Origin of the sequence: Daeguia caeni, assembly GCF_042653845.1 — a bacterium.
In the GTDB taxonomy this organism is placed as follows: Bacteria; Pseudomonadota; Alphaproteobacteria; order Rhizobiales; family Rhizobiaceae; genus Brucella; species Brucella caeni.
Window position 1 is genome coordinate 1 of the sequence record NZ_JBHSEL010000125.1, and the last position, 20,439, is coordinate 20,439.

Consider the following 20,439-nt stretch of genomic DNA (forward strand, 5'->3'; position numbering starts at 1 on the left):
CGTCACAAGCTTGGATGGTCATCTCCTCAATCAGGCGAATGACGAGGCGTATCGCAAAAATGGAATTTTGAGTCGGGCTCTAAAGAGGGGGCAAGCGCAGAAAGAACAAGAAACGATAACAAATTCACCATAAAAATTTTCATAGTATAAACCTCAAATTCAAAGTTCTACATGAGGTTAGTGAACCAACAGGAAATGTCAGCTGATAAAATTTTCATGTAAGCATGAACAAACATGCTGTTATCGCCCTGGAAATAAGTACATTTATCACTTTCACCGTCGCAGCTCGACTATCTGAAATGATCTTGTATTCCAATCGACAAAGAATATGACAGCCACGCCATAGCAGCTACTCAATGGCGACGCGCCCGTCTGCCAAGGTTTGCAGCCAGCAAGTCAAGCCGACTGCAAACGCTGCTCCTTGAAGTTAGACCGCATGATTACTGATCTTATGCATGTCAATATTAAATGACGAAGCAATCATCTGTGATGTAAAGTCTATTCTTCAATTACAAAACACACCGAATGATGCATATCAAAGAAACAATTCACACACAAAGCAAAACAAAACACCATTCAAAACACAATAAAATTATTTCTTTATTTAAAAATTAAACCTTACACTAGAATTACCAATCTGGTTAACTATATCAATATTATAATTGCAGTACCTGTGAATATAATATTGCTCAAAATCGTTAGTTAACTCAACATATTCTGTGCTAAGCACATCTATATGATCAAATACAATATATCCACTTCTTGGCAGCTCATCACAGGAGCCCACATTAAAAATCTCAAATGCACCGCCAATTATAAAATTAACGGGATCCAAAAAATTTGTCGTTGAAATTTGTTTTCCATCCAGAACAACCATACCATATGAAACCAAAACCCTTGCAATCAAAGTATCAATTTGTCGTTCCAATTGCACGCGAACTGTATAATTTTCTGACGTTATTATTGGAGAAGAGTAAACTGTAACTCCAGATTCACAGCAAATCCAAGCTACCGCCGTCCACCCCGGATAATCTAATTGGTTCCATCCAAGAACAACGTAGAAAGATGTATTTCTATTATCATGTACTCCAGTCATAAAATACAATGTTTGACCGTTATCCACCTCTGGCTCAGACGGAACCCTCAAATTGGTAGACATATAAAGTAAACTTCCATCTAGGGAAGCCACGGAATACATCTGTAATTGATCATCCAATGCTGCATTTGTTGCCTCATCGGTCTTCTTTCTCATTACACCTTTAGTCAGAAAATTGGAAAATTTACATTCTTCAATTTGCTTGATCTCACCCGTCACCTTTTTCACCTGCAATCCTTGCAGGAGCGTTTCATCATTCTTTATTTCATAGACACAGCTTGGATGGAAAAAGCCAAATGGCGTCGCAATATAGTTTTCAGGAACATCAGATGGCCTGGTCGTTTCAGGAACAGACTCACTCTTTTCAGCAAGAGCATGCCCAGAAGAAATTGCAATCGCAGAAAAAACAAAGGCCGATAACAAGTTTGATATGAATTTTCTCATGGCACCAACCTCAATTCAACAATACGATACAAGGTTAGCGTGCCACCCGATAAATCATAGCTGAGAGAAATTGCAGATAAGCATAAACTAAAACGCTGTCATGGCTTTGGAGACAAGACCATTTACCACTTCCGCCGTCAGCGGCCCGACATGTTTGAAAATGATCTTGCCACTCTGATCGACAAGAAAAGTTTCTGGTACGCCATAGACGCCCCATTCAATCGCAGTGCGGCCGTCGCTGTCGGCGCCGACCGCCACATAAGGATTGCCGAGTTCGCCGAGAAAACGGCGGGCATTTTCGGGCTTGTCCTTGTAATTCAGCCCGACGATGCGGATGCGGTCATCCCTGGCGAGTTCCATCAGAAGCGGATGCTCCTGCCGACAGGGCGCGCACCATGACGCCCAGACATTGACGAGCGTGAGCTTGCCATTCGCGCCAGTCTTGAAATCGGCACTCTTGACGCCCGGCAACTGCACCCCATCGCGCATCAGCCCTTCGACAGGCGGCAGCGCGGTTTGCGGCGCTTCGCGGCCAATCAGGGCGGATGGAATGGTGCTGCTGTCGCGGCCAGACAAAAGCTGCACCGCAAATACGCCCGCAAGTGCCACAAAAATTGCCAGTGGCAAAAGCGCAACCCAAGTTGCGCGCTTTTTCGGCGCGTCAGGCTTGTCCGTTGTCTGGTTCATGCCGGTATTTGCGTCCTATTCCGGAATCCGTGCCGAACGGCGGCGCACGCCCTGCGCCTCAAGGCGCTTCAGTTCGGCTTTCTGCAGGCGCTGATCAAGCAAGACCCAGCCAATTGTGAGCGCCAGAGTAACAGTCGCAATAGCATAAGATGCGATTACATAAGCCAGATGGTTCATGCCGCGCCCTCCTCTTGTATCTCTATCGGTTTTGCCATCTCTGTCGGTTGTGCGCGGGTGCGATCAGCATTGCGTGCAGCGAGTTTTTTCATAGCCGCGACACGTCGACGCCAGATTTCATTGCGCATCATCATCATATGTAGTGTGAAAAACAAGAGAGTGAAGCCTATCGCCATCACAAAAAGCGGACGCAGCATGGATGGGTCAATCGTTGGACCATCCATGCGGAACACCGATGCCGGCTGATGCAGCGTGTTCCACCAGTCTACCGAAAACTTGATGATCGGCACATTGATGAAGCCAACCAGCGTCAGCACCGCAACCGGCTTGGCACTTTTTGCCGGGTCATCCATGGCGCGCGAGAGCGCGATAATGCCGAGATACATCAGGAAAAGCACGAAAACGGAGGTAAGCCGCGCATCCCACACCCACCATGCGCCCCACATCGGCTTGCCCCAGAGAGAGCCGGTGGCAAGTGCAAGGGCAGTGAACACGGCCCCCAGCGGGGCAGCGGCGCGGATCGATACATCGGCCAACGGATGCCGCCAGACCAGCGTGCCAAGCGCAGAAACCGCCATGATCGAATAGCACATCATGGACAGCCAGGCGAAAGGCACATGGATATACATGATCCAGACAGTGATACCCTGCTGGTAATCCTCAGGCGAACCGAAAACCATAAACAGGCCAACGACCAGAAACAGCGCGGACAGAACAGCAAGCCATGGCAAAAGCTTGCCCGCAAACGCAAGAAAGCGGGTCGGATTGGCCAGATCAAGCCAGCTTGAACGTGTTACGGCAACTTTGGTCATGGCTTATCTTAAACAATCCCACATGACGTGCAATTGACCGAAATCAACTGCGTCAATCCGTCGAGTTTTTCAATGCGGCACTGGCCGCAACCGGTCCAAGAATGGCGAAAAACAGGGTCAGTGCTGCAAGGATCAGGAATGGCGCAAGGAAAGGCTCATTATCCACTGTTGCGCCATAGGAGGCAGAAACACCAAAAATCAGCACCGGAATGGTGAGCGGCAGCACGATGACCGAAACGAGCAGGCCACCGCGCGGAAGCGAGACCGCCAAGGCAGCGCCAACCGCGCCGATAAAGGCAATGGCAGGCGTGCCAACGAGAAGCGTCAGCGCAGTTGCACCGATGGCTGCCGCATCCATGTTCATGAACAGCCCCAGCATGGGCGCGGAAATGACCAGCGGCAGAACGCTTGAAACCCAATGCGCCACACATTTTACGAAAACGGTGAGCGCCGGCATGTGCCGGTCAGCTCCGATCAGAAGCAGGTCAAGCGAGCCATCCTCGCGGTCGGCCTGGAACAGCCGGTCAAGCCCAAGCAGGGTTGCAAGCAGGGCGCCGATCCACAACATGGCAGGCCCGATCCGAGCCAGCAGATTGAGATCCGGACCAACGCCAAATGGCATGACCGAAATGACAGCGAGAAAGAACAGAATGCCGATCAGCGCGCCGCCACCAGCACGAAAGCTCAGTTTCAGATCACGCAGAAACAGGGCCAGCATCAGGCAGCCTCAGGCGAATAAGCGGACATATCCAGTGTCTTCATGGCTTCCAGCCCAAGCGGTATATGGGTTGCAGCGATAATCATGCCACCATCACGCAGGTGATCACGCATCATCTGTGCAAAACGCTCTTCCGATGCCCTGTCGAGGCCGGCAGTCGGCTCGTCCACGATCCAGAGCGGGCGATGGCTGACCAGAAGTTTTGCGATCGAAACGCGCCGTTTCTGCCCGGTCGAGAGATAGCCGAATGGCAGATGGTCAATACCCGGCAGATTGACCACATCGAGCGCCGCATCAATGTCGAGAAGGGGAGCACCATGGAATTTCTGCCAGAAGGCGAGATTCTCGCGCACGCTCAAGGCGGGCTTCATTGCATTCTGATGGCCGAGATAATGACAGGCCGCCCGCACCGGCAGGGGGCTGCCTTCATGCGACAGTGCGATGCGTCCTGATTCTGCCGGCAGCAAGCCGGCAATGATTCGCAGAAGCGTCGACTTTCCGGAGCCATTCGGCCCGGTGATGACCAGCGCCTCGCCGGAAGAAAGTGTAAAATCCAGCCCAGCAAAGACCGTTTCTCCACCGCGCTCACCCGCCAGATTTTCAGCCTCCAGCCGCATTTTTTTCCCTTCACCGCCGCTAAAGGCTTGACGTCACAGGTTTAGAAAACTGATCGCAACATTTCGCCGCAAGGCGTGAAAATTGCAAGATTTAGTCTGGAATCGTTTTAGAAATCTATCTATATGAGAGCTACCATGCCAGCGGTCGGCGTGGAAACCATTTTTGGCCGATCTCAACACCTGTTGCCCGCAAGGACGCAGGCCTAAGGGACGGACAGCGGAAATGACTGCACCCGCACCTTGAGCGCGTCCTTGAAACGCGAGCTGAGGCGTTCGTCCTGGTTATCCGGCCAGCAGCATAAGGACGAACGCAGTGTCGCAAATCGACAGCTTTAAATGCCGCAAAACCCTTACCGTGGGTGGTAAGGAATATGTCTATTACAGCCTGACAGAAGCCGAAAAAAACGGCCTTGAAGGTATCTCCAAGCTTCCGTTCTCCATGAAGGTTCTCCTTGAGAACCTGCTTCGCTTCGAAGACGACCGCTCCGTCACGAAGTCGGACATCGAAGCTGTTGCCAAGTGGCTTAACGACCGCGGTTCCGCCGGCGCAGAAATCGCTTATCGCCCGGCACGCGTTCTCATGCAGGACTTCACCGGCGTTCCGGCCGTTGTTGACCTTGCCGCTATGCGCGACGGCATCAAGGCGCTCGGTGGCGATCCGGAAAAGATCAATCCGCTGGTTCCGGTTGACCTCGTCATCGACCACTCGGTCATTGTTGATGAATTCGGCAATCCGAATGCCTTCAAGGCCAATGTCGAGCTGGAATACAAGCGCAATGGCGAACGTTATCGCTTCCTGAAGTGGGGCCAGCAGGCATTCCGCAATTTCCGCGTTGTTCCTCCGGGCACCGGCATCTGTCACCAGGTCAACCTTGAATATCTGGCACAGACCGTCTGGACCAGGGAAGAAAACGGCGTCACGGTTGCCTATCCGGATACCTGTGTCGGTACCGACAGCCACACCACCATGGTCAACGGCCTTGGCGTTCTGGGCTGGGGTGTTGGCGGCATCGAGGCTGAAGCTGCCATGCTGGGCCAGCCGGTTTCGATGCTTCTGCCGGAAGTCGTCGGCTTCAAGCTGACCGGCAAGCTCAAGGAAGGTGTCACCGCAACCGACCTCGTTCTCACCGTCACGCAGATGCTGCGCAAGAAGGGCGTCGTCGGCAAGTTCGTCGAATTCTTCGGCGAAGGCCTGGAAAACATGACCCTGGCCGACCGTGCAACCATCGCCAATATGGGCCCTGAATATGGCGCAACCTGTGGCTTCTTCCCGGTTGACAGCGAAACCATCAACTATCTGCGCACCACCGGCCGTGACGAGCATCGCATCGAGCTCGTTGAAGCCTATTGCCGCGCACAGGGCATGTGGCGTGAGCCGGGTTCGGCTGATCCGGTCTTCACCGACATCCTCGAACTCGACATGGGCGATGTTGTTCCGTCGATGGCTGGTCCGAAGCGTCCGGAAGGCCGCATTCCGCTGGAAGGCATTGCGTCCGGTTTCGCAACTGCGCTTGAAACCGAATACAAGAAGACCACCGGCCAGAACACCCGCTATCCGGTTGAAGGTGAAGATTTCGACCTCGGCCATGGCGATGTCGTGATTGCCGCGATCACCTCCTGCACCAACACCTCGAACCCGAGCGTCCTGATTGCCGCCGGCCTGCTGGCTCGCAATGCAGTCGCCAAGGGCCTTAAGACCAAGCCTTGGGTCAAGACTTCGCTTGCTCCGGGATCGCAGGTTGTTGCCGCCTATCTCGAAAAGTCCGGCCTGCAGAAGGACCTCGACGCGCTCGGCTTCAACCTCGTCGGCTTTGGCTGCACGACCTGTATCGGTAACTCCGGTCCGCTGCCGGCAGCGATCTCCAAGACGATCAACGAAAAGGGCCTGATTGCGGCTGCCGTTCTGTCCGGTAACCGTAACTTTGAAGGCCGCGTTTCGCCCGACGTCCAGGCCAATTATCTGGCTTCGCCGCCGCTCGTCGTTGCCCATGCAATCGCCGGCACCGTCACCAAGGATCTGACCAAGGAACCGATCGGCGAAGACAAAGACGGCAATCCGGTATTCCTGCGCGACATCTGGCCTTCCTCGCAGGAAATCCAGGACTTCATCGCCAAGAACGTCACCCGCCAGATCTTCTCGGAAAAATATGCGGATGTGTTCAAGGGCGACGAAAACTGGCAGGCCGTTCAGGTTCCGGCCGGCAAGACCTATGCATGGGACGACAAGTCGACCTATGTCCAGAACCCGCCTTACTTCGTCGGCATGAGCAAGGAAGCCGGTACGATCCAGGACGTCAAGGGTGCCCGTATCCTCGGCCTCTTCGGCGACAAGATCACCACCGACCACATCTCGCCAGCCGGCACCATCAAGGCGCAGTCGCCTGCAGGCAAGTATCTGCTTGACCATGGCGTCGCCGTTGCCGACTTCAACCAGTACGGCACGCGCCGCGGTAACCATGAAGTGATGATGCGCGGTACTTTCGCCAATATCCGCATCCGCAACTTCATGCTGGGCGAAAACGGTCGTGAAGGTGGCTACACCATCCACTATCCGTCCAAGGAAGAAACCTCGATCTATGATGCTGCCATGCAGTACAAGGCCGAGGGCGTTCCGCTCGTCATCTTCGCCGGTGTCGAATATGGTAACGGTTCTTCCCGCGACTGGGCGGCAAAGGGCACCAACCTGCTCGGCGTCAAGGCCGTGATTGCACAGTCGTTCGAACGCATCCACCGCTCCAACCTCGTCGGCATGGGTGTTGTTCCGCTTGTCTTCGAGGAAGGCACGAGCTGGAAGTCGCTGGGCCTCAAGGGCGACGAAATCGTCACCATCGAGGGCCTTGCCGATGTCAAGCCGCGTCAGAAGGTGGAAGCAACCATCACCTATGCCGATGGCACGGTGAAGAAGGTTCCGCTCATCTGCCGTATCGATACGCTGGATGAAGTCGAATATATGAAGAACGGCGGCATTCTGCAGACCGTTCTGCGCGATCTGGCTGCTGAATAAGCAGCCACATCCAAGCCAATCAAAAAAGCCGCCGGAGCAATCTGGCGGCTTTTTCATGTCTGCGCACATCTTCCGGCTCAGAACCGGAAATGACTGTCACAAGCGCTGTAAGGAAGAAAGCCTTACTGCCCTCTTTCTTCTCTTTTCTTCTTGTCCTGATCATGATGCCATTTGATGGCAAAGAACATGGCAACGGCAAGCACCACAATCTTGAACCCCATCAGGACAATCGGTATCCATTCCATTCTTTCGTTTCCTGCTGCACCGGAACGCATGTCTTGCAAAAGCGGGAACCGGTTCGGAGAGACATTTGCAAAAGCCATGTCGCCCCAAAGGGGAGCCGATTCCGGGACAAGACACATATCAAAACAAAGTCGGGACATTTCAATCATTTCAGAAAAATAAGAAATGTTCTGACTGCAGGTTCTCTAGCACAATATTGCAGCGACAACAGCTTTTCCTTCACCGGATAGCACATTCGTGATTTTCCCTCGCCTTTACGCAGGTGCGAACGGGAAGCTGGCGCCACTTTCCTGGAACCGCTTAAATCGGCCAGCCCTCGCATCCGGTCAGTCTCACCGCAAAGTGAGTTTCCCTTGAACGGCGCTGATCGTAGATTTTCCTGATCATTGGACTCAGGAAACATTGGAGGCGATCACGCATACGCATCACACATGCAAATCTCAGGCGATCACTGCTGACTGGCGCAAGCGCATCAGGCTGTGCGGCCTGAGCCTTGGTGCTGCACTTGGCTCTGCCTTTTTCTTCTCCAGCCCTGCCCTCGCGCAGGATATGCCGCAGAAGAAGGCAGTCATCGAGCTTTACACCAGCATGGGCTGCAAATCCTGCCTTGCGGCAGATGCAATTCTTGCCGGCCTTGCCGACCAGCCAGATGTGCTGGCCCTGTCTTTTCATGTCAGTTACTGGGATTATCTGGGCTGGCGTGATACGCTGGCCATCCCTGACAGCACCGATCGCCAGAACGACTACAAGAAGGCCTTCGCCACCGGGGCAATCTATACGCCACAGGCCATCGTCAACGGGACAGAACAGTTCAATGGCAGCGATCAGAAGAAATATGATGCTGCCATGACAGCCGCAACGCTCCGCGTTCCCGTCACCGTCAGGGAGACGGAAAAGGGGCGGCTCACGGTTGATATCGGCGCTGGCAGCAAGCCTTCCAGCCCGACATTCATCAAGCTGTTCTATTTCAGCAAGGAAGCCCCCGTCACGATAGCAAGTGGAGACAATGCAGGGCAAAAAATCACCTATCGCAACGTGGTGCACGATATCGTCACTGTCGGCATGTGGGATGGAAAGCCAATCACCTTTGACATGCCGGCAAGCGAAGCTACGCGCAAGAACGCCTCCGGCTTCGCTGTTCTCCTGCAACAGGTCAGGGACGACAGGGCCCTCGGCCCGATTCTGGGCGCAAACCTCTACAATCTACCTGTTCCGGCCAGCAAGTGACCGGCCCACAGACAGCCATGATTGGAAAGCTGAAAGAACCGCTTTGGTCCGGTTCAGGCGGTCCATTGGGCGGGGGGCTTGGGGTAGGACACACCTGAACCGAACCGTCTCGGGCGACGATCAGAAACTGGCCGCACTTTCTGGCCACAATGGGGATTTTATGCGGCAAAAGTGCGACATCCTCATCGCGCATTGAAACGGTATGATGTTCGCGCAAATCCGTCACCCCCAATAAATATGATATTTTGATTTTTTCTGTAGAAACCTCCAGCCGGCCATCCTCCTGCCCGTCCGGCAGATCTGTTTTCAAGGTCAAGTCGTTCAGATATTACGGAAATTCTGAATTATCCTGATATTGTGTTCTCGCAATTCCCGCCGGGAAACCGCTCCCCTCTTTTCCCGGAACTGCAACCTATCATTTTGCGCAGTCCCCGACGGAAAACCCCGGTTCCACTTTTCCTGGAACTGCAACTTTTCCTTTTCGCAGTCCCGGACGGAAAACCGGTTCCCACTTTTCCTGGAACTGCAACTTTTCCTTTTCGCAGTCCCGGACGGAAAACCGGTTCCCACTTTTCCTGGAACTGCTCTATAATTCCCCCCACTTGCCATGGTTCAGGAACAGGCGCCCCCTGTATCATGCGGATATGACCTGTGGTATCATCCGTTTTCGGGAAAGGATCGAAATGGATAGTTCTGGATCGGCGCAGGAGGCAGCGTCATATTCGGCCAGTGACAAGGTTGTCCGGCTTGATCGCAACAAGCCTGCCCCTGTCAGTTTCGACAGGCATGAGCTTGGCAAGATTCTCAACATCTATGGCCGCATGGTCGCTGCGGGTGCATGGCGCGACTATGCCATCGACCATATGAGCGACCGCGCAGTGTTTTCAATTTACCGCCGCGCAGCCGAAGTGCCGCTCTTTCGCATCGAGAAAAATCCGAAACTGGCGGCCAAACAGGGCGCCTATTCGGTGATTGCGGCAAGCGGCCTGATCATGAAACGCGGCCATGAACTTGACCGCGTGTTGCGGGTCTTCGACAAGAGTCTGAAACTGGTCGAAAGCTGAATCCTGGCTTGCGATTCAAGCCGGCGGCAGAGAGGACGGAGCACTGGCTTTGCCGCCATTGAGCGGCAATTGCATGAGAACCGTATCGAGCCAGCGGCCATGCTTGAAGCCTGAACCTTCGATCCTGCCGCACTGTCTGAAGCCGAGGCTGGCATGCAGCCGCACCGAGGCAATATTGTTGTCACCATCGCCAATCACGGCCAGCATCTGACGAAAGCCCAGTGCTTCGGCGCGTTCAATCAGCGTCCGCAGCAGGGCCTTGCCCACGCTCCGGCCCTTGGCCTTTGGCGCGACATAGATTGAATCCTCCACCATCCAGCGATAGGCCGGGCGGGTGCGGAAATAGTTGACATAGGCATAGCCCACCACCTCGCCCGCCTCTTCGGCAATCAGGACCGGAAAACCATCCGACTGAAAGGCGGTGAAGCGGCGCTGCATTTCGGCAAGCGACGGCGGTTCGATTTCATAAGAGCCTGTGCCATTCTGCACGGCCTCGGCATAGATTGCGGTGACGGCGGCAATATCCGTGGCGACAAAATCACGTATGGTCAGCATGGTCATCTGCACTGAATGAAACTCCTTGCAGAATGCTGCATCTTGCGCCGCCTGAAAAGCAAAAAGGGCAGCCGAAGCCGCCCTTTTATCCATTGTGCCTGCGCGGGCCTATTCGCGATTGCCAAGGAACTGCAGCAGGAACATGAACATGTTGATGAAGTCGAGATAGAGACGCAGCGCGCCCATCACGATCTTGCGGCCCTGCGTATCCGAAGCATCGCCTTCATAGTACATTTCCTTGATCGACTGGGTATCGAAAGCCGTGAGGCCTGCGAAGATCAGGACGCCAATCACCGAGATTGCAAACTGCAGCGCGGTGGAGCCAAGGAAGATGTTGACGATTGAAGCGATGATGAGGCCGAACAGACCCATCATCAGGAACGAGCCCATCGCCGACAGGTCACGCTTGGTGGTGTAGCCATAAAGCGAGAGCGCGCCGAACGAAGCAGCCGTCACGAAGAAGGTGCGCACGATGCTCTGGCCGGTGAAAACCAGGAAGATCGACGACAGCGAAATGCCAACCAGAGCGGCATAGCCCCAGAAAATCGCATTGGCCGTTGCAACCGAGAGCTTTTCAATGCGGAAGCTCAGGAAGAATACGGCAGCGAGCGGCGCAAGCATCACAACCCAGCGCAGCGGCGAGGTGTAGAGCGCAGCACCAAAAGATGTCAGATAGCGGCCTGCGCCAATCTGGGCGACGGCTGCCGAAGGATCGGTGGTGGTGGCCATGGCGGCAACCGCCAGGGCGGCAAGGCCAGTGACAACCAGGCCGATCGCCATCATGTTGTAGACGCCCAGCATATAGCTGCGCAGACCCTGATCTATGCTCGCATCAGCATAGCCAGCCACGCGGCGCTGAGCCTGAATGTTACGAAAGTCAGCCATGACTTATAAATCCTCTTGCCATGTCCCGTCCGGTGTCGGGGCGCACAGATCCGACAGGCGCCTCCAGGCTCCGCTGGCGGGACTCCAGCATGCCTGTTTACATTATGGTGATTTTGCAATCTTCATACAAGAGCAGAAGACAAAAAACCGGCGTCAACCGTCAATTTATCTGGCTGACATAATCCTTTCTTCTCAATATGTTAGCAACTTCACACTACAATCATTACAAAATACTCATAATTCCCGCAGAACATTGGCGGGCTTCTGGCCAAGCACGCGCCATGTGCCGGCAAGTCCAAAACAGACCATCATGACCAGCGCGATGATGAGCGTCATGACGACAACCTCCGCCAGAAAATGCGCTTTCAGCCGCATGACCTCCACCACCACATACCAGGCCGCGGCCCATCCGGCCGCAAGCGCGAATATGGCCGTTGCCAGCCCAAGCAGCATATATTCCGTCACATAGGCCGCAATCAGCGTGCGCCGTGTTGCACCCAAAACTTTCAGCACCACGGCATCATGGATGCGTGCACGGTTTCCGGCAGCCAAGGCCCCACCCAGCACCAGAACCGAAGCGCCAAGCGCAATGGCTGCTGCCGCACGGATGGCGGTTGCCAGTCTTGACAAGAGGTCATTGGCGACATTGAGCGCATCCGTCACGCTGACCGTGGTGACGGCTGGCCATGTCTTCGTCACTTCGGATAATACGATCGGGGACTTGTTCTTCTCTGCTTGCGGAATGGTCAGTGTGGCAAGCCATGTTGCGGGTGCTCCGGCAAATGTATTGGGCGAAAAGACCATGACGAAATTCATCGCCAGACTTTCCCATTGCACCTGGCGGAAGCTTGCAATCCGTGCCGTCACATTGCGCCCAAGCACATTGACCGTGACCGTATCGCCCAGTTTCAGCCCCAGCGCCTTGGCCTCACGCGCGGCAAAGGAGACCAGCGGCTCGCCCTGATAATGTTCCGGCCACCATTCGCCTTCGCTCAGTGTCGAATTTTCCGGCAGCTTATCCGAAAAAGTGATACCCCGATCACCGCGCAGCACCCATGCTACCTCTGGCGCAATCACCATGTCGCGGACATTCGTGCCATTCAACGCAACGATGCGCCCGCGCAGCATCGGACCGGAGGTGAATTTGCCGTCCGGCACAATGCTGGTTACAAGCCCGGTGAAATCAGCAATATCATTGTTCTGGATGTCGACGAAGAAAAAGTCCGGCGCCTTATCCGGGATATTTTCCGTCACCTGGCGACGCAGATTGCCGTCAATCAGCGCGATTGCCACCATCAGCGTCAGGCCAAGGCCGAGCGACAGCACGACGGAAGGCGTAAGCGCACCGGGGCGATGAATATTGCCAATGGCAAGCCTGAGCGGGATCGAACGCACTCGCGGCGCGCGACGGGCAGCCGCGGCAATGCCATAGGCGACAAGCCGCAAGACGCCAAAGGCAGCAAGCCCCGAGACAATGAAAATGCCGGCAATGCGCCGGTCGAAGGCAGTCACATAGGCAAGCCCCGCCAGCACGATGACAAGCAGGCCTGCCAGCAGCAGAAATGGCCATTTTGGCAGGCCTCGCTGTTCAAAGCCCTGTTCACGGAACAAGGCTGTTGCCGGAATATCGCGGACACGGCCAAGCGGAATGATGGCAAAGGCAAGCGTCGTGATCAGACCGAATACCGCCGCAAGCGCCAGAGCACCGGGGAAGAAACCGGCAGCATTGGCCACAGGCAGGTAACTGGCAAGCAGACCCTTGACGGCAAAAGGCATGATCGCGGCGCAGACCAAACCGATGGCAACGCCGATGAGGCCTATCAGCATGATCTCAACCAGATAGACCAGCACGGCGAAACTGCCCGGCGCACCGAGCGCCTTGAAGGTGGCAATCACGCCGCGCTTGCCATCAAGATAGGCGCGCACCGCATTGGCCACGCCCACGCCGCCGACAATCAGGGCGGTCAGGCCAACCAGCGTCAGAAACTGCGAGAAACGTTCAATATTGGCTGCAAGCGACGGGGCGGCATTGCGATGTGTGCGGATATTCCAGCCCGCGTCGGGGAATTCATCCGTCGCTTTTTTGCGAATAGCATCCAGACCTGTTACAGCCCCGTCTTCCGGCAGTTTGACCTTGTAAATATGATCAACCAGACTGCCCGGCTGGATAAGACCAGAGGCACGCAAGCCATCCAGCGATACCAGAAAACGCGGCGCGAAATTGAAACCGGACGACAGCAGATCCGGCTCGTTTTCAATCAGCGCCCGGATCTCAAAGGTCGCCCCCCCAAGCAGAACCCTGTCGCCGAGCGAAAGCCTCATGCGATCAAGAAAATCCTGAGTGACGGCAGCGCCATAGAAGCCATCCTTTTCACCTGTCATGTCGGCAAGGCTTTGCGCCGGCCTGACCTTCAGGCTTCCATAAAGCGGATAGGCCTGATCGACCGCCTTCACTTCCACCAGCGACTGGTCCGAACCGTCCGTTTTACGCGCCATGGAGCGCATGGTGGCGCTTTCTGCCATTTGCCCCTGTGCCTCGATAAAGGCGCGTTCTGCGGAGGAGACCTCGCGCTGATTGAGCGCAAAGCTGATATCGCCGCCCAGAATCGTCCGGCCTTCGGCAGCAATGCCGGAACTGACCGAGCGTGCTACCGAATTGACGCCACCAATGGCCGCGACACCGAGCGCGATACAGGCAAGGAAAATATAAAAGCCGCGCAGGCCGCCGCGCATTTCACGCAGGGCAAAGCGAAAGGCAAGGCGAAGTGATTGCAGCCTGCTCATGCCGATATAGTCACAGTGTGCTGAAGAGAATCAGGTACGGCCCTTTCTTCAATCCGGCCGGAGCGCACCGGTACTTCCCGGTCGCAGCGCGCAGCCAGTGCCGGATCATGGGTGACAAGCACCAGTGTCAGCCCGTTTTCGCGCTGTTTGGCAAAAAGAAGATCGGCGATCTGCTTGCCGGTGGCGGTGTCCAGATTGCCGGTCGGTTCATCGGCAATCAGGATTTTCGGCGAAGGGGCAAGGGCACGCGCAATCGCCACGCGCTGCTGTTCGCCGCCGGAAAGTTCTGACGGATAATGCGTGAGCCGCTCACCAAGCCCCACCGCGTGCAATTCGCGCTCGGCCACGGCAAAGGCATCCTTGCGGCCGGCAAGTTCCAGCGGGACGGCAACATTTTCCAGCGCCGTCATATTCGGGATCAGGTGAAAGGACTGAAACACAATGCCGATATTGGCGCCTCGGAAAGCGGCTGCCTGATCTTCCGTCATGGTGCTGATATTGTGGCCGGCAATACGCACCTCCCCGCGATCGACTTTTTCCAGCCCCGCCAGCACCATCAACAGCGTTGACTTGCCCGAACCGGACGGGCCGACAATCCCCACCGATTGCCCGGCTTCAATGTCGAGTGAGACATTTTTCAGCACATGAACGGCAGAAACAGCCTGCCCCAGCGTCAGGTCGACATTTTCAAGGCTGATGATCGGCAAAGATTTCTGTTCCGTCACGTGTTTACATCCTATAGCGAAGTCATGCCTTAAATTTGCACCTGTTTGCCGTGAAAGGCTTGAACAATCTATTCCGGCGGGCGATCTCTGCCCAAGGGAAGTGAAGAATCCGGTTTCCACAATATGGGTTGTCGACCATGCGTTTCAAACTCCCAATGCCCGCCCAGATCATTATGCGCAAAATTGCCCGCATTTCCCTTGCTTTTGCGCTTGGTCTTTCAGCACTATCGCTGGCTGCAAGAGCTGACGAAGAAACCGGGCTTGAAGACGCCATGCCAACCGAACAGCTGCAGCAGATAAAAATCGTCGGCTTTGGCGACAGCCTGATGGCCGGTTATCGCCTGCCAGCCAACAGTGGCTTTCCGGAACAGCTGGAACAGGCGCTGGACGAAAGGGGCCATGATGTCTCGATCAGCAATGCCGGCGTTTCGGGCGATACGACAACAGGCGGTCTTGCCCGTCTTGACTGGTCGGTGCCGGAAGGCACTGATCTTGTCATCCTTGAGCTTGGCGCCAATGACGCCTTGCGCGGCATCCGGCCGGAAATCACCGAGCGCAATCTTGATGCCATGCTGTCCCGCCTGAAAGGGCGCGGCATTGCCGTCATTCTGGCCGGCATGCTGGCACCACCCAATATGGGGTCGGATTATGCCTCGCAATTCAATGCGATCTATCCGCGTCTGGCGCAAAAACATGCCGTTCCGCTTTATCCGTTCTTCCTCGATGGAGTTGCAACCAACAAGGCGCTGTTGCTGGAAGACGGCATGCACCCGAATGAAAAGGGGGTGGCAACCATGGTGACAAATTTCCTGCCCACGATCGAACCTTTGTTGCAGAAGTTGCAAAAACCGGGGACATCCGGCAACTGAGCCGGTTTGTGCGCATAAACAGCTTGCCCGCACCCACGATCGATGATTCGCTGAAAGCGTATGCTGGCTGACCGAATCGACAGCCTTGCCGCGGTTTTGCCACATGATGCACTGACACTTCTGATTTGGGCGTCCATATGTATCCGTGGGTGCATGGATCTGAAGGAGCGGACGCCTCAATTCAGACTGTTCGAGGAGGATGCCCAATGCCGCGTCTGTTCACTGCCCTCGAAATCCCGCGCGATGCTGCGCTCTCGCTCTCTCTGCTGCGAGGCGGTCTCCCCGGCGCACGCTGGATCGATGTCGAAAACTACCACATAACCCTGCGTTTTATCGGCGATGTGGAAGGCCATGTGGCCGATGAAATCGCCAATGCGCTTGACCGCGTGCGTCGCCCGGAATTCATGCTCAGCCTGTCGGGGGTCGATACGTTCGGCTCGAAAAAACCGCACAGCATCTATGCCGGTGTCACCCCCTCGCCTGAACTCAATGCCCTGCAGGCAGAAATCGAGCGCATCTGCCAGCGGCTCGGCCTGCCGGCCGATCCGCGGAAATTCACCCCGCATGTCACGATCGCACGGCTGAAAAATGCGCGCATCGAAGATGTGGTGCACTATCTCTCTTCACGCGGCAATTTCGCTACCCTGCCATTCAGGGTTGGCCGCTTTGTGCTGATGTCCTCGCGCGATTCGGTCGGCGGCGGGCCTTACATTGTCGAGGAAGCCTGGCCGCTGGTTTCAGCCTCGCGCCAGAACTGGTCGGCAAGCGCCATCGATGCCGCCAGAACCATGCGGTAGACCCGTTCGAAATCCCCGATATCGCCATAATAGGGATCGGGGATTTCAACCGCCCTGCCCTGAGCGACCTCGGTGAACAGGCCGAGTGTGGCCGTCACGAGCTGCGGCTTGCGCGCGCTGATCAGACGCATGTTCTGCCGATCCATGCCAAGGATCAGATCAAAACGGCGAAAATCCTCTGACACAAGCTGGCGACAGCGCTGACCGGAAATATCAATGCCATGGCGCGCTGCCACCCGGATGGAACGCTCATCCGGCCGCTCGCCGGTGTGATAGCCGTTAAGTCCTGCCGAATCGATGGCGACATGGGTGATGCACCGCTCATCCAGCACATGGCGCATCACGCCTTCAGCCAATGGAGAGCGGCAGATATTACCGGCACAGATGAACAGAATGCTGCTCGGAACGGTTTTGCTCATGACAGATATAGCCTATCCTGTATTCATCAGGTGCAAGATAGGCGACGATCATGGCAGACAACAAGCTGGCAGCAGAAAAAATCGATGAAGCCCTGGCAGCGCTTGATGGCTGGGCAAGGATGGAGGGGCGCGAAGCAATCCACAAAAGCTTCCGCTTCAGGGATTTCAACGCTGCTTTCGGCTTCATGGCCAAGGTGGCACTTTATGCCGAAAAACATGACCATCATCCCGAATGGTTCAATGTCTATAATCGCGTCGATGTGACACTTGCCACCCATAGTGCCCATGGCATCACCATGCGTGACATTGAAATGGCACAATTCATGAATGCGCTCATTTGAGCCGGCATTCTTGCGAAAGGGCAAGGCAATCCCCATTTCTTGTCCGTCGTGCCAAGCAGACCACGACAGGAGTTCTGGCCTCGATGGATAACGTCAAGATTGGTGAAATCCTTGAACCCGGCAGCGAAAGCGAATTCAAGTCGCGTAGCGAGAAGGTGAAACGGGGATTCTGGAAAACCGTTCGCCGTGCAGCGCGGCACACTCCCTTCATGGAAGAGGTGGTGGCCGCCTATTTCTGTGCGATGGATGAAAAGACACCGACGCGCGTGCGCATGACGCTGATGGCGGCTCTGGCCTATTTCGTACTGCCCTTTGATGTCATTCCGGACATGCTGGCAGGCATTGGTTTTACCGATGACATGGCGGTGCTGATGGCTGCCCTCACTGCCGTTCGCAGCCACATGACCATGGCACACCGCATCGCAGCACGCGAGGCGCTGGATCGCGATCTGGAACCGGCATCCAGAAAGTGACCGTTCAGCCTATAGGTTCGCCCCCCAAAATGAATGAACCCGGCACAGGCTGCCGGGTTTTGTGTTTTCATGAGACAAACTCTTGCCGCTTTTTTTGCCGAGATTGCGGCATGCAAACACCTTCATTCACAGCCGGATCAAGTTTTCTTTCAAAACTTCACCCTTTGGTAACCTAGATTAAGGCAGATTAATCAGGATTCATCGAGGCGAAGCTTTCAGCGCGCCTCTGGCAATTGGGGCTTGTATCGGCTGCGATACACTGGAGGGTTGCCAATTACAAATCGGAGCAGCACGTCTGAAAGAAAATCGAGACAACTTTCATGACGTACCAGCAGATTTTGAGCAAACGAAAGAGAACCGGTAAAAAGACAATGCGTGGAAAATCGATCGTCGCGGCTTTTGTGTTAACGATTGGGATGGCAGGGGCTGCACAGGCACAGTCTCCAACCCCGATGGGCGAATTCAATCGCTGGTTCGCTTTTAACTATAAGGCGGCGAACGGCAAGGTCTGCTATGCGCTGACCGCGCCGACCGACAAGAAACCGGAAAATGTCGATCATGGCGATAATTTCTTTATCGTCAGCCACAAGCCGGGACAGAACATCACGCTCGAACCGCAATTCATGGCCGGTTACGAGCTCAATCCAAACAGCAAGGTGACTGTCACCATTGGCAAGCGCAGCTTCAGCATGTTCGTCAATGGCAAGTCCGGCTGGATGGAAAATGCCGCCGAAGAACCGCAGCTGATCGCCGCCATGCGCAATGGCGCGGAAATGCAGGTGTCCGCCCAGTCCAAGCGCGGCACCAAGACCAGTTATACCTATTCGCTGAAAGGCGTTTCGGCAGCCCTTGCCGCCATTCAGAAGTGCAAGTAATCCGGTTTTCCGTGATATGCTCAAAGCCGGGCCAGCAGGCCCGGCTTTTTCATTTGCACATCTGATGCCGCCCCCCATGCCAAGGCCGCATGCCCATTTCAGGCCGACATGCTCTGACATGCTGTTTGACGCAGTTCCGGACGGAAAACCGGTTGCCACTTTTCCTGGAACTGCTTGTGCTGACGCAATATCGCGGCCGATTGCCTGCGCTTGACCAAGCAGGATGACGAATGGGATATTCTGTGTTAAGAGCCCCGGCAACACGGCTCGCACAATGGCATGAGCCATCCCATATGATATCCATGCAAATGCCCTTGCGGGTCTGATGAAGTTTCTGGCGTCCCCTGCAGCTTGCGCCTTTTGACGGTTGAAAACAGATGTCCATTTCGTTCGATCTTACCATTGACGACACGCGCGATGCGCTTGCACGCCATGTGCGCGCCAATCAGGAGCAGAAGCCTTCGCTGATCGGCATGTCGCGTGAGGAAATGGCCCAGGCCCTGATCAAGGTCGGCGTGCCGGAACGTCAGGTCAAGATGCGCATCAGCCAGCTTTGGCACTGGCTCTATGTGCGCGGCGTGTCCGATTTTGCCGATATGCGCAATATCTCCAAGGATCTACGCGCGCTTCTGGCCCAGCATTTTTCCATTGCCCGCCCGGAAGTCGTCGAGGAACAGATCTCGCAGGATGGCACGCGCAAATGGCTGTTCCGCTTTCCGCCGCGCGGTGCCGGCCGGCCGGTCGAAATCGAAAGCGTCTATATCCCGGAAGAAGGCCGCGGCACGCTTTGCATTTCCTCGCAGGTGGGCTGCACGCTGACCTGTTCCTTCTGCCATACCGGCACGCAGAAGCTGGTGCGCAATCTGACGGCGGAAGAAATTCTGGCGCAGCTGCTCACCGCGCGTGACCGGCTCGGCGATTTTCCGGACAAGGACACGCCCGATGGCGCCATGGTACCCGCCGAAGGCCGCAAGATCACCAATATCGTGATGATGGGCATGGGCGAGCCGCTTTACAATTTCGAGGAAGTGAAAAAGGCGCTGTTGATTGCCTCTGATGGCGACGGGCTGTCGCTATCCAAACGCCGCATCACGCTTTCGACCTCCGGCGTCGTGCCCGAAATCTACCGCACCGGCGCAGAAATCGGCGTCATGCTCGCCATTTCGCTACATGCCGTGCGCAATGAGCTGCGCGACATTCTGGTGCCGATCAACAAGAAATATCCGCTGGAACAGCTGATCAAGGCCTGCCGTGAATATCCCGGCCTGTCGAATGCCAAGCGCATCACCTTTGAATATGTGATGCTCAAGGACATCAATGACAGTCTGGAAGATGCAAAACTGCTGGTGAAGCTGTTGCAGGGCATTCCGGCCAAGATCAATCTGATCCCGTTCAACCCATGGCCGGGCACCAATTACCAGTGCTCGGACTGGGAGCAGATCGAGCGTTTTGCCGATTACATCAATGCGGCCGGCTATGCCTCGCCAATCCGCACGCCACGCGGCCGCGATATTCTGGCCGCCTGTGGCCAGTTGAAATCGGAATCAGAACGCCTGCGCAAGAGCGAACGTCTGGCGCTCGAAGCCATGATGATCGCCGGGCACGGCGACTGATCCTGACAACAACA

21 protein-coding genes are annotated in these 20,439 nt (G+C 55.4%); 9 read left to right on the forward strand and 12 right to left on the reverse strand.

What is annotated here, in order from left to right:
- Positions 1 to 604 precede the first annotated feature (604 nt).
- The 6 genes from ACFO1V_RS14210 to ccmA all read right to left on the reverse strand — a co-directional run bounded on the left by ACFO1V_RS14210 (position 605) and on the right by ccmA (position 4,551).
- Positions 605 to 1,540, reverse strand: coding sequence for a hypothetical protein (locus ACFO1V_RS14210; protein WP_374831030.1), 936 nt, complete (start codon positions 1,538 to 1,540; stop codon positions 605 to 607).
- A gap of 87 nt (positions 1,541 to 1,627) precedes the next feature.
- The gene (locus tag ACFO1V_RS14215; protein ID WP_374831028.1) at positions 1,628 to 2,227 is read right to left on the reverse strand and encodes a DsbE family thiol:disulfide interchange protein; all 600 of its coding nucleotides are present in this window, start codon (positions 2,225 to 2,227) and stop codon (positions 1,628 to 1,630) included.
- 15 nt (positions 2,228 to 2,242) lie between these two features.
- Positions 2,243 to 2,404, reverse strand: a complete 162-nt coding sequence (gene ccmD / locus ACFO1V_RS14220; protein WP_374831026.1) for a heme exporter protein CcmD — start codon at positions 2,402 to 2,404, stop codon at positions 2,243 to 2,245.
- Positions 2,401 to 3,216, reverse strand: coding sequence for a heme ABC transporter permease (locus ACFO1V_RS14225; RefSeq protein ID WP_374831024.1), 816 nt, complete (start codon positions 3,214 to 3,216; stop codon positions 2,401 to 2,403). The genes ccmD and ACFO1V_RS14225 overlap by 4 nt, the downstream gene beginning before the upstream one ends.
- A gap of 52 nt (positions 3,217 to 3,268) precedes the next feature.
- Positions 3,269 to 3,934: a heme exporter protein CcmB gene (ccmB, locus tag ACFO1V_RS14230; protein WP_374831022.1), complete on the reverse strand. Its 666-nt coding sequence runs from the start codon at positions 3,932 to 3,934 to the stop codon at positions 3,269 to 3,271.
- Positions 3,934 to 4,551 carry a heme ABC exporter ATP-binding protein CcmA gene (gene ccmA / locus ACFO1V_RS14235; protein WP_374831020.1) on the reverse strand — a complete coding sequence of 206 codons (618 nt, stop codon included), beginning with the start codon at positions 4,549 to 4,551 and terminating at the stop codon, positions 3,934 to 3,936. The genes ccmB and ccmA overlap by 1 nt, the downstream gene beginning before the upstream one ends.
- Before the next feature lie 313 nt (positions 4,552 to 4,864).
- Between ccmA and acnA the strand changes: the two genes are divergently transcribed.
- Entirely contained in the window at positions 4,865 to 7,555 is a 2,691-nt protein-coding gene (acnA, locus tag ACFO1V_RS14240) for an aconitate hydratase AcnA (RefSeq protein ID WP_374831019.1), read from the forward strand.
- 122 nt (positions 7,556 to 7,677) lie between these two features.
- Here acnA and ACFO1V_RS14245 read toward each other — a convergent pair whose 3' ends face one another.
- Positions 7,678 to 7,878: a hypothetical protein gene (locus ACFO1V_RS14245; protein WP_374831017.1), complete on the reverse strand. Its 201-nt coding sequence runs from the start codon at positions 7,876 to 7,878 to the stop codon at positions 7,678 to 7,680.
- Positions 7,879 to 8,200: 322 nt separating this feature from the next.
- Here ACFO1V_RS14245 and ACFO1V_RS14250 point away from each other — a divergent pair, with 322 nt between their 5' ends.
- Positions 8,201 to 9,025, forward strand: a complete 825-nt coding sequence (locus tag ACFO1V_RS14250; protein ID WP_374831015.1) for a DUF1223 domain-containing protein — start codon at positions 8,201 to 8,203, stop codon at positions 9,023 to 9,025.
- A gap of 683 nt (positions 9,026 to 9,708) precedes the next feature.
- Positions 9,709 to 10,089 carry a DUF2794 domain-containing protein gene (locus tag ACFO1V_RS14255; protein ID WP_374831013.1) on the forward strand — a complete coding sequence of 127 codons (381 nt, stop codon included), beginning with the start codon at positions 9,709 to 9,711 and terminating at the stop codon, positions 10,087 to 10,089.
- Positions 10,090 to 10,104: 15 nt separating this feature from the next.
- Here the strand turns inward: ACFO1V_RS14255 and ACFO1V_RS14260 are convergent, their stop codons facing one another.
- From ACFO1V_RS14260 to ACFO1V_RS14275, 4 genes are all read right to left on the reverse strand, one after another.
- A complete protein-coding gene (locus ACFO1V_RS14260; RefSeq protein ID WP_374831011.1) occupies positions 10,105 to 10,644 on the reverse strand; it encodes a GNAT family N-acetyltransferase in 540 nt (179 codons plus the stop codon).
- A gap of 108 nt (positions 10,645 to 10,752) precedes the next feature.
- The gene (locus ACFO1V_RS14265) at positions 10,753 to 11,529 is read right to left on the reverse strand and encodes a Bax inhibitor-1/YccA family protein (RefSeq protein ID WP_374831009.1); all 777 of its coding nucleotides are present in this window, start codon (positions 11,527 to 11,529) and stop codon (positions 10,753 to 10,755) included.
- Positions 11,530 to 11,763: 234 nt separating this feature from the next.
- Positions 11,764 to 14,313, reverse strand: coding sequence for an ABC transporter permease (locus ACFO1V_RS14270; protein ID WP_374831007.1), 2,550 nt, complete (start codon positions 14,311 to 14,313; stop codon positions 11,764 to 11,766).
- Positions 14,310 to 15,038 (reverse strand): ABC transporter ATP-binding protein, encoded by a 729-nt coding sequence (locus ACFO1V_RS14275; RefSeq protein WP_374831005.1) that lies wholly within the window; start codon positions 15,036 to 15,038, stop codon positions 14,310 to 14,312. The genes ACFO1V_RS14270 and ACFO1V_RS14275 overlap by 4 nt, the downstream gene beginning before the upstream one ends.
- Before the next feature lie 137 nt (positions 15,039 to 15,175).
- On the opposite strand from ACFO1V_RS14275, the gene ACFO1V_RS14280 reads away from it, so the two are divergent.
- Positions 15,176 to 15,907, forward strand: coding sequence for an arylesterase (locus ACFO1V_RS14280; RefSeq protein ID WP_374831003.1), 732 nt, complete (start codon positions 15,176 to 15,178; stop codon positions 15,905 to 15,907).
- 206 nt (positions 15,908 to 16,113) lie between these two features.
- Entirely contained in the window at positions 16,114 to 16,704 is a 591-nt protein-coding gene (gene thpR, locus ACFO1V_RS14285; RefSeq protein ID WP_374831001.1) for an RNA 2',3'-cyclic phosphodiesterase, read from the forward strand.
- Here thpR and ACFO1V_RS14290 read toward each other — a convergent pair.
- Complete coding sequence (locus ACFO1V_RS14290) at positions 16,614 to 17,123, reverse strand: low molecular weight protein-tyrosine-phosphatase (RefSeq protein WP_374830999.1); 510 nt, start codon at positions 17,121 to 17,123, stop codon at positions 16,614 to 16,616. The genes thpR and ACFO1V_RS14290 overlap by 91 nt on opposite strands.
- A gap of 50 nt (positions 17,124 to 17,173) precedes the next feature.
- Between ACFO1V_RS14290 and ACFO1V_RS14295 the strand changes: the two genes are divergently transcribed.
- From ACFO1V_RS14295 to rlmN, 4 genes are all read left to right on the forward strand, one after another.
- The gene (locus ACFO1V_RS14295; RefSeq protein WP_374830997.1) at positions 17,174 to 17,464 is read left to right on the forward strand and encodes a 4a-hydroxytetrahydrobiopterin dehydratase; all 291 of its coding nucleotides are present in this window, start codon (positions 17,174 to 17,176) and stop codon (positions 17,462 to 17,464) included.
- Between the two features lie 83 nt (positions 17,465 to 17,547).
- Complete coding sequence (locus ACFO1V_RS14300; RefSeq protein WP_374830995.1) at positions 17,548 to 17,937, forward strand: YkvA family protein; 390 nt, start codon at positions 17,548 to 17,550, stop codon at positions 17,935 to 17,937.
- Positions 17,938 to 18,308: 371 nt separating this feature from the next.
- Positions 18,309 to 18,812 carry an invasion associated locus B family protein gene (locus ACFO1V_RS14305; RefSeq protein WP_374830993.1) on the forward strand — a complete coding sequence of 168 codons (504 nt, stop codon included), beginning with the start codon at positions 18,309 to 18,311 and terminating at the stop codon, positions 18,810 to 18,812.
- A gap of 377 nt (positions 18,813 to 19,189) precedes the next feature.
- A complete protein-coding gene (gene rlmN / locus ACFO1V_RS14310; protein ID WP_374830991.1) occupies positions 19,190 to 20,425 on the forward strand; it encodes a dual-specificity RNA methyltransferase RlmN in 1,236 nt (411 codons plus the stop codon).
- The last annotated feature ends 14 nt before the right edge of the window (positions 20,426 to 20,439 follow it).